The organism is Moorena sp. SIO3E8, from assembly GCF_010692445.1.
Taxonomy (GTDB): Bacteria; Cyanobacteriota; Cyanobacteriia; order Cyanobacteriales; family Coleofasciculaceae; genus Moorena; species Moorena bouillonii.
In genome coordinates, this window is record NZ_JAAHHM010000047.1 from 1 (window position 1) to 12,889 (window position 12,889).

The 12,889-nt window shown below is 45.9% G+C and carries 12 protein-coding genes; 4 read left to right on the forward strand and 8 right to left on the reverse strand.

Features of this window, described 5'->3' with window-relative positions; all coding sequences use genetic code 11:
- Nucleotides 1–959: 959 nt before the first annotated feature.
- From murI to F6K46_RS20005, 4 genes are all read right to left on the reverse strand, one after another.
- The gene (gene murI / locus F6K46_RS19990) at nucleotides 960–1,856 is read right to left on the reverse strand and encodes a glutamate racemase (protein WP_293060336.1); all 897 of its coding nucleotides are present in this window, start codon (nucleotides 1,854–1,856) and stop codon (nucleotides 960–962) included.
- A gap of 125 nt (nucleotides 1,857–1,981) precedes the next feature.
- A complete protein-coding gene (locus tag F6K46_RS19995) occupies nucleotides 1,982–3,916 on the reverse strand; it encodes an N-acetylmuramoyl-L-alanine amidase (protein WP_293060345.1) in 1,935 nt (644 codons plus the stop codon).
- A 449-nt stretch (nucleotides 3,917–4,365) separates the two neighbouring features.
- Nucleotides 4,366–5,787 (reverse strand): cation:proton antiporter, encoded by a 1,422-nt coding sequence (locus F6K46_RS20000; protein ID WP_143727672.1) that lies wholly within the window; start codon nucleotides 5,785–5,787, stop codon nucleotides 4,366–4,368.
- Nucleotides 5,788–6,083: 296 nt separating this feature from the next.
- The gene (locus F6K46_RS20005; RefSeq protein WP_293060370.1) at nucleotides 6,084–7,040 is read right to left on the reverse strand and encodes a hypothetical protein; all 957 of its coding nucleotides are present in this window, start codon (nucleotides 7,038–7,040) and stop codon (nucleotides 6,084–6,086) included.
- Between the two features lie 48 nt (nucleotides 7,041–7,088).
- Between F6K46_RS20005 and F6K46_RS20010 the strand changes: the two genes are divergently transcribed.
- The 3 genes from F6K46_RS20010 (at nucleotide 7,089) to F6K46_RS20020 (ending at nucleotide 8,308) form a co-directional block, all read left to right on the forward strand.
- Nucleotides 7,089–7,349 carry a hypothetical protein gene (locus tag F6K46_RS20010; protein WP_293060371.1) on the forward strand — a complete coding sequence of 87 codons (261 nt, stop codon included), beginning with the start codon at nucleotides 7,089–7,091 and terminating at the stop codon, nucleotides 7,347–7,349.
- Nucleotides 7,350–7,431: 82 nt separating this feature from the next.
- Nucleotides 7,432–8,136, forward strand: coding sequence for a tetratricopeptide repeat protein (locus F6K46_RS20015; protein ID WP_070393684.1), 705 nt, complete (start codon nucleotides 7,432–7,434; stop codon nucleotides 8,134–8,136).
- Nucleotides 8,137–8,155: 19 nt separating this feature from the next.
- On the forward strand, nucleotides 8,156–8,308 hold the full coding sequence (locus F6K46_RS20020; protein WP_293060372.1) for a hypothetical protein: 153 nt from the start codon (nucleotides 8,156–8,158) through the stop codon (nucleotides 8,306–8,308).
- A 27-nt stretch (nucleotides 8,309–8,335) separates the two neighbouring features.
- Here the strand turns inward: F6K46_RS20020 and F6K46_RS20025 are convergent, their stop codons facing one another.
- A complete protein-coding gene (locus F6K46_RS20025) occupies nucleotides 8,336–8,728 on the reverse strand; it encodes a hypothetical protein (RefSeq protein ID WP_293060373.1) in 393 nt (130 codons plus the stop codon).
- 1,235 nt (nucleotides 8,729–9,963) lie between these two features.
- Nucleotides 9,964–10,059, reverse strand: a complete 96-nt coding sequence (psaM, locus tag F6K46_RS20030) for a photosystem I reaction center subunit XII (protein ID WP_075900824.1) — start codon at nucleotides 10,057–10,059, stop codon at nucleotides 9,964–9,966.
- A gap of 374 nt (nucleotides 10,060–10,433) precedes the next feature.
- On the opposite strand from psaM, the gene F6K46_RS20035 reads away from it, so the two are divergent.
- Complete coding sequence (locus tag F6K46_RS20035; protein WP_293060374.1) at nucleotides 10,434–11,168, forward strand: DUF475 domain-containing protein; 735 nt, start codon at nucleotides 10,434–10,436, stop codon at nucleotides 11,166–11,168.
- 135 nt (nucleotides 11,169–11,303) lie between these two features.
- Here the strand turns inward: F6K46_RS20035 and ndk are convergent, their stop codons facing one another.
- Both ndk and F6K46_RS20045 read right to left on the reverse strand, forming a co-directional pair.
- On the reverse strand, nucleotides 11,304–11,753 hold the full coding sequence (ndk, locus tag F6K46_RS20040) for a nucleoside-diphosphate kinase (protein ID WP_070393679.1): 450 nt from the start codon (nucleotides 11,751–11,753) through the stop codon (nucleotides 11,304–11,306).
- 77 nt (nucleotides 11,754–11,830) lie between these two features.
- The gene (locus tag F6K46_RS20045; RefSeq protein ID WP_293060377.1) at nucleotides 11,831–12,877 is read right to left on the reverse strand and encodes a D-alanine--D-alanine ligase family protein; all 1,047 of its coding nucleotides are present in this window, start codon (nucleotides 12,875–12,877) and stop codon (nucleotides 11,831–11,833) included.
- Between the last annotated feature and the right edge of the window lie 12 nt (nucleotides 12,878–12,889).

Here is a 12,889-nt window from a genome sequence, read left to right on the forward strand (position 1 = left end):
GGGTCAGGCATAGCACAAGTTGTGAAGAGTACAATAGGGTAAGCTGAGCATCGAGTAGGTAAGCAGTTCATCCTTCTATTTTACCATTATCAGCAGCTGCTCAAGTATTTCTGCCGCGCTGCACTAGGTTTCAATGAGCGGGTAGTTCCTTCACAACAGAGTAGCAACGGATACAGAAGTAATCACAGACCTGACTTTTCAACCAATGTAAAAAAGTTAACTCCAAACCTAACCCCCCAGCCCCCTTACCCTCATAAGGGTAGGTTTTTAACAAAGACGTGAGGTGTGGGGTGTGGGGTGTGGGGTGTGGGGTGTGGGGTGTGGGGTGTGGGGGATAAGAAGGCGCTGCATCGCTTATTCAGGTGCGACCCGTGGCGAATTTAATAATTAGATACGGAAAGCGCACCTAAGTTGTTTTCCTTTTCCTCTACCTCTGATCAGCCCCCGACCGGTAGGCGGTTGCGGGTGGGTTTGACCCTAATGTAAAAAACCTACCCCTGTGAGGGGGTGATGGGGAGATAGGGAGATGGGGTCAATTTTGGACGAATACTCGGGATTTTGGGCAAATTTATCTAACCTTTATCGAAGGCCGTTAACAAATTGTTAGTGATAAAAGTTGATTGAAGGCGGCTAATTCGTCAGATTTTAATGACCTTATTTGGGCATTCTTCGGTAAATTTTAGTTTATTTCCCTATCCCCCTATCGACTTTTATCGTTAACTTACTAAAGTTTGAAATAGCCCATGGTGACTTAAAGGGGTTAATTTGACCGAAACAATTGCGAAAAATTAATCATTATAATAACTAATTTAGGTGAAGTCGCCTGTGAGCAACGACTTCACCTAAGGAAAGTGGGATGGGTTAACAATTGCCTCCACAAGCAATTTTTAGTAAAAAAATCGGTCTATTATTGGTCAATCTACGGATTCTAAAGGTGCGCTTTCCGTGATGGCGTTCGCTTAGCGTGACCTACGGTCAAGGGATTGCTCGCCATCACGGGTCGCACCTAAAGGTATCGTAGGGATTGACACCTGTGGTAGATGTATTTTTTCAACTGTTGGAGTGTAACCCAGCCATTGTAGGGACTGTTGGGCAAACTGTTGAGGACAACCGCTGACCCCAAAGCGAGTTGGTCTTGGCTCCCCAGTATTCTTCCCTCCAATTAAATCCAGTTCTTGAGCAGCAGCAGCAACAACGTATTTTGCTGGGTCTACCAATTTAACGTCTGGGGGTAATATTTCCCGCAGGATCGGTTCTAGATGGGGATAATGAGTACAGCCATAAACTAGGGTATCGATTTGGGCTGCTAGCAAAGGTTCTAGGTACTGCCGTGCTACCGCTGTAGTGTAGGGTTCGCACAAGCGATTTTCCTCCACTAATGGCACAAACTCCGGACAACCCACTTGCCAGACCTGAGCAGTTGGTTCAACCTCTAAAATAGCATTTCGATAAGCATTGCTGGCAGCGGTAGCTGGTGTAGCAATCACCCCAATCCGACGACCTTGGTGGAGCGCCCCACGGGCACCTGGTAGAATCAGCCCCAGCATTGGGATATCAAACTCACTACGCAGAGTTTCCAATGCCAGAGCCGAACTGGTATTGCAGGCCATCACCACCATTTTGACCTCCTGTTGCACCATCCAGCTGAGAATCTCGAAGCCGAACTGCACGATTTCATCCGCAGACCTGGTACCGTAGGGTAGCCGTGCTGTGTCCGCAAAGTAAATAATTGATTCGGATGGTAGTTGTTTGTATAGTTCCCTCAGAACGGTCAGACCCCCCACACCACTGTCGAAAATCCCGATAGGACGACTCTGGGGTTGAGTTCGAGAGATCAAAATTGGGTTATTGATCATTGGTTAAGAATTGGCACCTACCCACCCAGGGGCAATAAACAGATTACTTGGGTTCGCTCAAAACAAGAAAATTGTTAGATTATAGGTTAGCAATTATGAATTAAGAATTGACAAAATATCATAACTTAACTTAGGTCAACCGATTCTGCCGAATATAACCGATTCTGCCGAATATATAGGAGGATGCCACGAGCGATCGCTCTAGCCATCTGGCTGCGATAGGCGGCAGTTTTTAGTTTAGCTGAGTCTTCATAGCCAGTTAGAAAACCAACTTCTACCAAAACTGCTGGCATGGAGGTTTTCCTGAGCACATAAAACCTCGCCCGTCGGGTACGTCGGTCACTAATATCCACGCTCCGCAAGATAGTGTAGTGGATGGTTTGGGCAAGACTCTGACCAGTAGAGTAGTAGTAAGTCTCTAATCCATTCACATCCGGTCGCTTACCCCCGATAGCATTGGCGTGGATGCTGACAAATAAATCAGCATCAGTCCGTTCTGCCACTTGAACTCGTCCATTCAGACTGATGAATCGGTCATCTGAGCGGGTCATGACAACCTGAATCCCCTGTTTTTCCAACAGCGCTTCCACCTGTCGGGAAATCGACAAATTAACATCTTTTTCTTGTATACCCCCAAGCCCAATAGCACCAGGGTCTTTGCCACCGTGTCCCGCATCAATGACCACTACCAGGCGCTCTTTGGGAACCCGACGTCTGGGAATTGGTGGGCGAGTCCGGTTAGGCGGTGGCACAGGAATCGAGTGAGGCGGTGGCACAGAAATCGAGCGGGGGGGTATCCTGGTTGGCCTGCGTGATATCAATGGTCTCAGTTGCAGAGCCAACAGCTGATCATTGAGCTGATTGAGGCTACCAATCCGGGTACCGTTTGATGGCTGTACCAAAATCAGCACCGTGTTTTTGTCCTCCTGCCGCACCATCACTTCTGATACGGGACTAGTGGTATTAAGTTGAGGGCCACTGAACTTCTCAGCTAGTTTGGCATTCGGTATAGTAATTTGGTAAGCCTTTGAACGAGGATCCCATTTGCTAGTGGCTCTGACCCGTTGGTTAGCCTTAATCAACAGCTGAGTCTGATTGCTAGACAGTTCCACTGACCCAATGGTGGCTAACTTACCGATATTAGCCGAGCCACGAGATTGAATCGGTTTCGTTGGCACTTTGGATGTTGGTCCATTATCTAAGCGTTGAGCTGGGATTCCCCTAGGGAAAATCAACACCCCTCCCAATCTTTGACTGAACGATGCCAGCCAATCAGGGCTGTCACTATCCACATTCAGGGTCATCCGGACAATCGGTGGGGACTCTTTTTTCTTTTCAAACTCGATTTTGCTAACCCCGTAGCGATTTACATCCAAATCCTCCCCTAACAAACTCTCGGGAATCGTAACCCCTTCTAGGTCGATGTTAATGCGGCGGTTATTGCGACTTCGTTCGATTTGAATGATAGGTTTCCCACCATCGGTACTGACAAAAAATCCATTTCTATTGATCTCAAAGCCTTGGCGGCGAATCCCCGGATTGGATCTCGGAATAGTTGGATTTGATCTTGGAATAGTTGGCCGTGGTGGAGGGGATTGAGTGCGAGTCGGTGGCTGAGCTGGTGGTAGGGATGGCGGTGCTGGGTTAGGCAGAACCGGCAATGACCCTCGATAAGGCTGAGGTAATTGTACAGTCCACTGATTGGGGCTAATACCCCTAAATTTTACCTGCTGGGGGTCTATAGTGTAACCAGGAGCCAATTCAACCACAATCCGAGTGGTTTGTCTCTCAAATTGACCCACTCGCACTGCTCGAATCGCCCCGCTTAGACGCTGATTTGTTGATGGACCTCCGACGTTAATTCCCGGTAAATCAATGACTAACCGGGTAGGATTAGAAATGAGTTGGGCTGTGGGTTGTACACCCACATCAGTGGTAAATTCCAGGCGATTCTGATTGCGATCATATTGCCAAAATAGTAATTCACGGGCTTGAGCCGCCAATGAAAATAGAGAAAATGTCAAAGAGCTGGAGAGTAGCAGTAGCCAGCGAAACCTCACAATTATTACTCCTGTATCATGTATCTTAGGTAATTGGTTATAGCAATTGGTTATAGCAATTGGTTATAGCAGCTGTTAGCGGTTAAGTATTAGACCCTAACAGCTGCCTAGAGTAGGCTATAGTTAACCGCTAATCCCTAACCGCTCACGATGAATACCCCTAATTAATAGCCCAGTCAACCAATGTAAGCGTCTGTTTGACTAATAAGATTAATCAGATTAATCTTATTAAAACCGTTAACAGACTCGGACGTAGAGTAGCTTGGTTAAGTTTCAAGAGTTTCAGTATACACGGGTTTCTCTGAATCGAAAATTTGGTTTTAGTTAACACACTTAGCTGTGTCAAATCTTAAAGCATACACAATCAACTAAATTGAACAGGATTCTTCAAGAATCCTGCATCAATAATTGTCTTCACTCAGCAAGCTCAGATACCATTAGAAAAAGTCTCAAGACTCTCCAGCTGTTTCCACCTGCTCAGATGGCTCTTGAAAGACCAACCGCAACAAAGGCGGAGCAATAAAAGTCGTTAAGATAACCATCATGATAATCGCTGCTTCAGTTGCTTCTGAAAGAGCACCACTTGCTGAACCAACACCAGCAAAGACTAGCCCCACTTCACCTCTGGGAATCATGCCAACCCCAATAGCCAGACGGTTAATTCCTGATTGACCAAAGACTGTCAATCCTGTGATCACCTTACCAAGAATTGCCACCACAATCAGGAAAGTTGCCAAGATCAAACCCTCGCGATTACTGGGAACTGCTGGGTTAAGCACACTCAAATCAGTTTTGGCTCCCACTGTAACAAAGAAGATGGGCACAAGTATATCTGCCACTGGTAGGACCTGTTCTTCCAATTCTCGACGCTTATCCGTTTCTGCTAAGACCAGCCCAGCAGCAAAGGCTCCTAAAATGGCTTCTAATTGGATAGCTGTGGCAATATAGGACAAGACAAAGGCAAAAATGAGTGCTGTCAGTAATACCTGACCTCGGGTTTTCATTTCCTTGACCAAGGCAACGAAATACGGACCAAGGAAGCGACCGATTAGAATTGCTCCAACTAGGAAGACACCAGCACTAATAATCAAATAGATCACATTAGTGATCACGACTTCCCCAGTTTTTGCCAGACTAGCCACCACAGCCAGGACAATAATTCCTAAGACATCATCGAGTACGGCAGCACCAATGATAATTTGCCCTTCTTTAGAACTCAGTTGTCCAATTTCTGCTAGGACTTTAGCGGTAATCCCGATACTAGTGGCAGTTAGGGCAGCACCAGCAAAAATAGCAGGAACAGCAGAAATATGAAATAGGTAAGCTAAACCAGCAGTACCAGCAGCAAAGGGAACAACCACCCCAACTACAGCTACTACAGCGGCCTGCGGACCAACACGGATCAGTTCTTTGAGGTCAGACTCTAGTCCAATTTCAAATAACAGGATGATCACGCCGAGTTCCGCTAAGACGGAAATCACCTCGCTAGTAGACTGAAATACTGAGTTGGTAGCTTCTGGGGTTAGACCAGCGGTAGTTTGGAGAAAGCTCATCATTACGGAATTGCTAGCCGCACTGCCCCCTTCTGGGAAAACTAGCAGATTTAGGGCAGAAACCCCGACAACTACACCACCGACCAATTCCCCTAATACCGGTGGTAAGTTAATCCGAGCACAAATTTCGCCTCCGAGTTTACTGGCGAAGTAGATCACCACTAGACTCAATAGCACTCCTGCAAGAACCAGTGAACCGTTTTCTGCTTCATTAGCAGTGGCTTCAGTTGCTGTTGCCAATAGGGATGGGAGAGGGTGTTCAGGGGGGAGTAATGGTAACGGGGTGAGGAGATTCACCCAGGCAGTTGTATCAGCCATGTAGTTGCGAATAAATCATTCATTATACTTTACAAAAATTATGGCAATCCTTGAGCCTCTAAGGTCTAGTCAGGGGCTCAAAATAAGCTAGTACTCTGTCAATTTAGTTTTGAGGGTTAGGTGTTAGGTGTTAGGTATTAGGTTTCAGGTGTTAGGTCTGAGGTGTTAGATGTTGGGTTAACTTCTGATATTTAATGCCTAAGCGTATCGTGCCTAAGCGTATCGTGCTATCATGCCTAATCAAGCCCATGGGAAAGGACCAGTGTGTCTAGGATAAGAACAACCCGATGGCTTAGTTAAAATAACTCATGGGGAAAATCATCACATCTTAACCTTTCGTATTCTTTGAGAGCCCACTCATTCTCTTCAGTGTATTTCGTTACCAGCTTAATGCATTGCTGTCTACGTTGATCCTGCTCCTGAGCTTTTTGTTGTGCTTTTTCTCTGGCTATGCGTTGAGCTTCTTGCTGGGCTTGTCGTCTGACTCGTTGAGCCTCTTGCTGGGCTTGTCGTCTGACTCGTTGAGCTTCTTGGTGGGCTTCTATGGTAGAAATTTTCGCATCTGCCCTGTCTATAATTGGTTCAACTTGCTTTTGCCAATAGCCAGTGGTCACCCTCCTAGCGTTTTGCTTAGCCTGTTGCCATTTACCTGCCTCCAGGGCTTGAAGTGCTTGTTGGCGAATCGATACATTCACAGCCCACTCTTGTTTCCATTGGGCAATGGTCTCGGGTAATTTTTGACGAATCAGATTAGTTTCAGGAATGACTTGAGTTAGAGCAATGGCTTCATTGAGCTTCCCTTGTTCCTGATACAGCTTGGTCGCTTTCTGAAATAGGCTGAATGACCACTGATTAATTAACTTTTGTGCCTCTTGGTAAGGAGCACTATCTGGGGTTAGTTTATTGGCCTCGATAATTGCGTCTTTATATTGGTTCGCTGCAGCTAGTATCTTAGCTTTGCCAAATAGTTTCTCGGCGCATTCATTGAAAATTACCTGAGTCTGTTGATATATAGGGGACTTTTCAGGAATAGTTGTGGCTTTATTGATGCATTCTTCATATTCCCGTTCTGATCGGTGCTTCTGAATCTCTTCTAAGCGTAATACTAGATTTCGATAACTTTGCCATTCTTGATATGACCAACCTAGCCCTGCACCAATGACAGCAACTGCTAGCCACATCCCTACCATTCGCAGCCATTGGTTGGTTGGGGGGGAAGACACAGGTGGAATTGAAGGTGGAAGGGATGACACAGGATTTCCTCCTGAGAGTGGATGCTATGGAATAGTAACTATACTATTTTGAACACATCTATCCGCTTTGTGCTATACCTGCAGTTCAGTAATGAGACCACTACCCCAAACCCCAAACCCAAAACCCCGTCAGGAATTGTGCATCTTCCCAACAGTGTCCACTCCCAACCCCTCTATAAAAGAATCCCAACAAAATTAATTCGTCTTTCAGGAAACTGTCATATTACTGCTGTAGTCTTCAAAGAAGAGTCCCAAGTCCGAGGGACAATCTGGATGGTTTTCTTGGGTACACCGAAGACGCATGAATAAGTGACACATTAAGACCAACCAGCTGGGTGCTGTTAGCCGTAAGGTTGAATCTAGATAGGCTGCAAATGAGGTTGAGGCAATTATGAATGCTCCTACTTTTCTAAATCGGCAAAACCATAATCGACAGTGGTTCCCAATGTCCCGCAAAAACCACAGGCATTTAGCACCAGTGAAGCTAGTGCCTAGAAAAAGCCACATACATTCTGTGAAAAGCCTGCGCACCTTAGCAAACTCGAAAGTGAAACAAGGGGATTACAGCAGTGCGATCGCATTGTTAACCCAGTTGATTAATCTAAATCCCACCAGTGCATCAGACTACAACAATCGGGGATTGCTGTATTTCCAAAGTGGTCAGCCTTACAAAGCTCTATTTGATTACAATCAGGCACTGCGAATTGATCCCAGATTGGACAGTGCTTACAACAATCGCGCTAATTATTATGCATCAGTTGGGCAACTGGCTGAAGCCCTCACCGACTACGAGCAAGCTATTGATCTCAATCCGGGAAATATCCGCACCTGGATTAACCAAGCGATCACCTTCCGGGAATTGGGATTGTACGATTTAGCCCTAGAAAACCTTGACATGGCTCTAATGCTAGGATGCCTGGAAGACCATGTCTATGCCCAAAGAGGGCGTACTTACCATCTCCGGGGTGACTGGAACTGTGCCATCAGCGACTATCAAAAGGCTTTGAAGTGGCTGCCATTGTCTGGTTCTTCTGATTCCTTGCGCGAGAAAGTGGAAAATTGGATCAATGATTTGCTTAAGCCACTGAGAGCTTGAAGGGATTAGTGGTTAGCTCTTGCGTCCCAAACAGCGATTCTCCCTAGGAGACGCTACGGGAGTCACGGGAAGCTTTCGCGCTTATGGGATTGGCCTATGGCCACGCTACGGGATTGACCGTAGGTCACGCGGGGCGCGAACCCACAGAGCTTGCTCTACCGATTACCTTTAGCTCAGTTTCTGCCCACCGGAAGTATAACTAATTTCCATCCCCTAAGTCTGGATCTTGCCAGACGACCTGAACCTGATTCGGATCACGTCGTAAGCTTTGCTCTCGCATTACTTTCTGGGCTTGCCTGGGGTCAAAAGAGCGACTGAATTCACGGCGCAAGTTATTCACTCGTGTCTCAGTTCGCTTCACCTCTCGTTTTACTTCTCGCAACTTGGCTTGCTGTGAGAGATGATAAGGTAATAGTTCCATGAGTGCGGTAATGGCAGCGGCACAGAGAACTAGGTTTACAAGTAACTTAGCAGTAGTTTCACCAGCAACTGCCCCGTAAGACTGTCGCTGCGGACGGTGCTTGATTCGAGGAACTCTTCGGCGAGGTTTTGATGGTACCCGAGTTGAGTCAGAGGGTTGGATTGCGTTCATTTCCGTTTACAATGCCACGCTGGTACACCAGCGCCCTTGGGTTTATTATTGGGTTGATTAGGATAGAGTTTTGAGTATGCACCTTTTATTTAGCCAGATAATTTAGCTAAAAAATAGTCTTTATGGAACAATCAAGCCCCCAAATAGACTAAGAGCTTAGCATAATGTGAGTTTGATCACATAAATTTCCTGGTTTTGACTTGAATCCAGGGGACAGGAGCTTCGAGTCAGGATAATAATTCAGAATTATTGCTTATAATATAGGAAATATCTATTAACCTTCCCAGGTAGACTGGCCTTGGCAGCCATCATTCAACTCCAATTCCCCTCCCGTTATACCCGCGTATGAAGCGCGGTAAAGGGGGCGTATAGGGTGTGGACGCAGGTGACCCACACAGCCCGGAGACGAAACCTTAAAATAAGGTTTGAAGTTACCGTAAGGAGAGTGGAGCCTTAATCAAACAGTTTTAACCCTTTTACGCATAACCGACTAACCATAAAGGCTCCACTCTCCTAAGGTTTCGTCTCTGGCCTTAATCATGGAGGCGCGCTTGACCCGTAATTAAATTCGCCATGGGTCGCGCCTCAAAGTTTTAACCAAAGGTGCGCTTTCCGTAGGCGAATTTAATTCGCCACGGGTCTTGAAGTTACCGTAAGTGTAGTGGAGCCTTAATACAATAGTTTTAACCATGCATCCTCATAGCCAGTCACCTATAAAGGCTCCACTACACTAAGGCGCGCGTCTCTGCACCTCTTTTACCCATAGCCGACCAACCATAAAGGCTGCCCCAGGGAGGGATTGCTCGCTGGGGTAACTTCTGACCCTTGGGAATTGGAGACTCAATCTGTTGCGCTTCTTGATGAGCTCTGCTAAGATTAAAAAATATTAATGCACCCAAAAGGTGCCGGTTTGCGCCCAAGCTGAAAAGCCGCTGCTAAAAGCGTAGATCAAGATGCAAGTAAGCTCAATGATTTTTTCAGAGAGTCTAGAGGCTGTTTGGATCAGCCATTAATATTTTTATGCTCTTAAGAATCCCTCACTATAATAATCGCGTGATGAGCGTGAGGGATTGTCAAGGATTTCACTAGCTTTAATGATGCTTCGCCATTGATTAACTAGTTTAACTAACCCACCCAAATCCTAGATTATGGGTGGGTTAGTTAAACTATTTTGTTTATCCTTTGTCCGCTCTAGATCTAGGCCGCTTTGGAGCAAGGCTTTGAGCTTCCCAGGATTATTTGTAAAGTTCCGTAGACAGCCGGAAGGCTAGAAATCCCGGAAGCAAAGCCAGCAATAGAGCTCCGATAACTTGCGCATCTGAAATAGCCATCGTATACAATCTCCTTTATTTGAGCGATATTCTATACCATTAACGGTGCGCTTGACCTAGGCAAATTTTATTAGCCATGGGTCGCACCTAAGCCAACTAATTGGGCTAGTTATGGAATTTTATCACAATAACTTGTCCAATCCAGATATTAGAATCCTTGTAGCTTAGGTTGATATCAAATTGGGATCACAGCTATGTACCTTTATCTTGCTGCAGGTTCGGTGTGGGTGTTGGAACCTCAGTAGGGTCGCAGCGCACTAAAATTCTGATTAAATGTTAAGATTAATTAAGTTAGATATCAAAGTTTTAGTAATTTTGGCGATTACATATATTACATATACTAAGTTAACCCTTTAAGACCTTAATAATTTTTAATGCTAGACCAAATTCTTAACTCATCGTTTAATGTTGGGCTTGAGGCTCCTGTGGTTTTGTTGATTCTGGTGGCACTAGAAGCTGTACTGTCTGCTGATAATGCGATCGCATTAGCTGCGATCTCCCAAGGCTTACAGACCAAACAACTTCAACGCCATGCTCTTAACTTGGGCTTAGCAGTTGCCTATGTGCTACGAATCACTTTGATTCTCACAGCCACTTGGGTAGTGCAGTTTTGGCAGTTTGAGTTATTGGGAGCAGCCTATCTGCTCTGGTTGGTCTTTGAGTATTTCAGATCTGATCAAGATGAAGACCATCACCATCATGGCCCGAAGTTTACTTCTCTATGGCAGGCAATTCCGCTAATTGCTGTTACCGATTTAGCTTTTTCCTTGGATAGTGTCACCACAGCGATCGCAATTTCTGACCAGACCTGGCTGGTTATTGCTGGTGGCACCATTGGGGTAATTGCCCTGCGCTTCATGGCGGGCTTATTTATTCGTTGGTTGAAAGAGTATGTCTATCTGGAGGATGCTGGCTACATTACCGTGGGCTTTGTGGGATTGCGGCTGTTGGTCAGAGCCATTAAACCGGAATTAGTGCCACCGGAATGGTTAATGGTTGCTGCCATTGCCCTAGTGTTCATGTGGGGATTTTCTGAAAAGTCTAAGACCCCAGACCTTGAGCCAATTCCTGTGGAAAACGAAGGGCGACCGGCTTTGACGAAAGACTAAAGGGCAAAAGAAGCTAGCCGCTAACTGCTTTTAACAAGAGTCGGGAAGAATTCGGCCATCTTTCAACCAATAATCCCAACGCTCACCAAACATGGGTAGAGCGTGGGACTTCCCGTTTAAAGGTAAATGTTACCGTTACTCATAAAGCCAAGAGGTTATGGTTGGTTCCCAGCTAACTAGCTCTTCGTCCTTAAACCAAAGACTAATCTCCTGCTGCGCTGTCTCAATGGCATCTGAGCCATGGATAAGATTGCGACCGGTGTCTAACCCATAATCGCCCCGAATGGTTCCTGGTTCAGCTTCCAGAGGTTTGGTAGCACCAATCATCTTTCTTGCGGAAGCCACTACTCCATTTCCTTCCCAGACCATTGCTACTACAGGACCAGAGATGATGAATTCGATTAGTTTGGGAAAGAAAGGTCTCTCTTTGTGAACAGCGTAATGCTGTTCGGCAAGTTCACGGCTGACGTTCATAAGCTTCAGCCCAACTAAGGTAAAACCTTTTGTCTCAAAACGCTGGATGATTTGACCAACAAGATTCCGTTGTACACCATCCGGCTTAACCATCAGAAATGTCCGTTCCAAGTTTATCTCCTCAAATTGTTTAACTCAGGTCAATCTTGGGCATAGCCTTTCCTATGATATTCCTTTAGGACTAAGATTCAAGCCCGCTCTATTGCTAGCTCAATTAACTGATCCACCAATTGTGGAAACGGAACACCTGTAGCTGCCCACAGTTGGGGATACATACTGGTTGCCGTAAAACCTGGTAAGGTGTTGATCTCGTTGATGAAGATTTCCTTAGTGGCTTCGACATAAAAGAAGTCTACCCGTCCTAAACCAGCCCCATCAACGGCAGTAAACGCCTGGATTGCCATTTCCTGAATCTGGGTAATGACGTCAGTGGGCAAGGGAGCGGGGATTAACAAGTCCGCTTGACCCTGAGTGTATTTGGTTTCGTAGTCATAGAAATCACTATCATAAGTAATTTCACCAACTACTGAGGCTTTGGGATGATCGTTCCCTAGTACAGCACACTCTACTTCTCGCCCTACTACCCCTTCTTCTACAATCAACCTGCGGTCATAATTAGCAGCATTATCTAAGGCGGCTTCTAATTCAGAACGCGATCGCACTTTGGCAATCCCTACCGATGAGCCTAAATTAGCTGGTTTGACAAAGTAGGGATAGTCTAAGGTTTCCTCAATTTGGTCACAGAGTTTGGTAAATACACAGGGATCAGACCAAACTTGCGATCGCAAAACTTCCATGTAGTTGACTTGGGGTAATCCGGCTTGGGCATATACTGTCTTCATTGCCAGCTTGTCCATGCCTACAGCAGAACCCAAAACACCACTACCGACAAAGGGAACTCCCATCAGGGTTAGTAATCCCTGAACTGTGCCATCTTCCCCATTGGGCCCATGGAGGATGGGAAACCAGACATCTACCTCACTGACAACGGCAGGAAATTCCCAGACATTACCGTTAGGAGCAGATTCTAGGGGAGTTCCCGAGTCTAAAACCTGTGCGATAGTTTCGACCGCTGTCCAGATGCCATTTTTTTGAATGTAAACTGGCACCAATTCGTACTTAGAGGCATTTTCATCGGCACACAGAGCGTTTGCGATCGCTCTTGCAGAACTAATCGAAACTTCGTGTTCTCCTGAGACACCACCAAACAGCAGTCCAACTCGGCGTTTTGTCATATTAGTATACAG

Excerpts from the sequence above, each read along its gene's own strand:
- murI (WP_293060336.1), bottom strand. The coding sequence starts at position 1,856 with ATGATCAATAACCCAATTTTGATCTCTCGAACTCAACCCCAGAGTCGT.
- F6K46_RS20000 (WP_143727672.1), bottom strand. The coding sequence starts at position 5,787 with ATGGCTGATACAACTGCCTGGGTGAATCTCCTCACCCCGTTACCATTA.
- F6K46_RS20015 (WP_070393684.1), top strand. The coding sequence starts at position 7,432 with ATGAATGCTCCTACTTTTCTAAATCGGCAAAACCATAATCGACAGTGG.
- F6K46_RS20025 (WP_293060373.1), bottom strand. The coding sequence starts at position 8,728 with ATGAACGCAATCCAACCCTCTGACTCAACTCGGGTACCATCAAAACCT.
- psaM (WP_075900824.1), bottom strand. The coding sequence starts at position 10,059 with ATGGCTATTTCAGATGCGCAAGTTATCGGAGCTCTATTGCTGGCTTTG.
- F6K46_RS20035 (WP_293060374.1), top strand. The coding sequence starts at position 10,434 with ATGCTAGACCAAATTCTTAACTCATCGTTTAATGTTGGGCTTGAGGCT.
- F6K46_RS20045 (WP_293060377.1), bottom strand. The coding sequence starts at position 12,877 with ATGACAAAACGCCGAGTTGGACTGCTGTTTGGTGGTGTCTCAGGAGAA.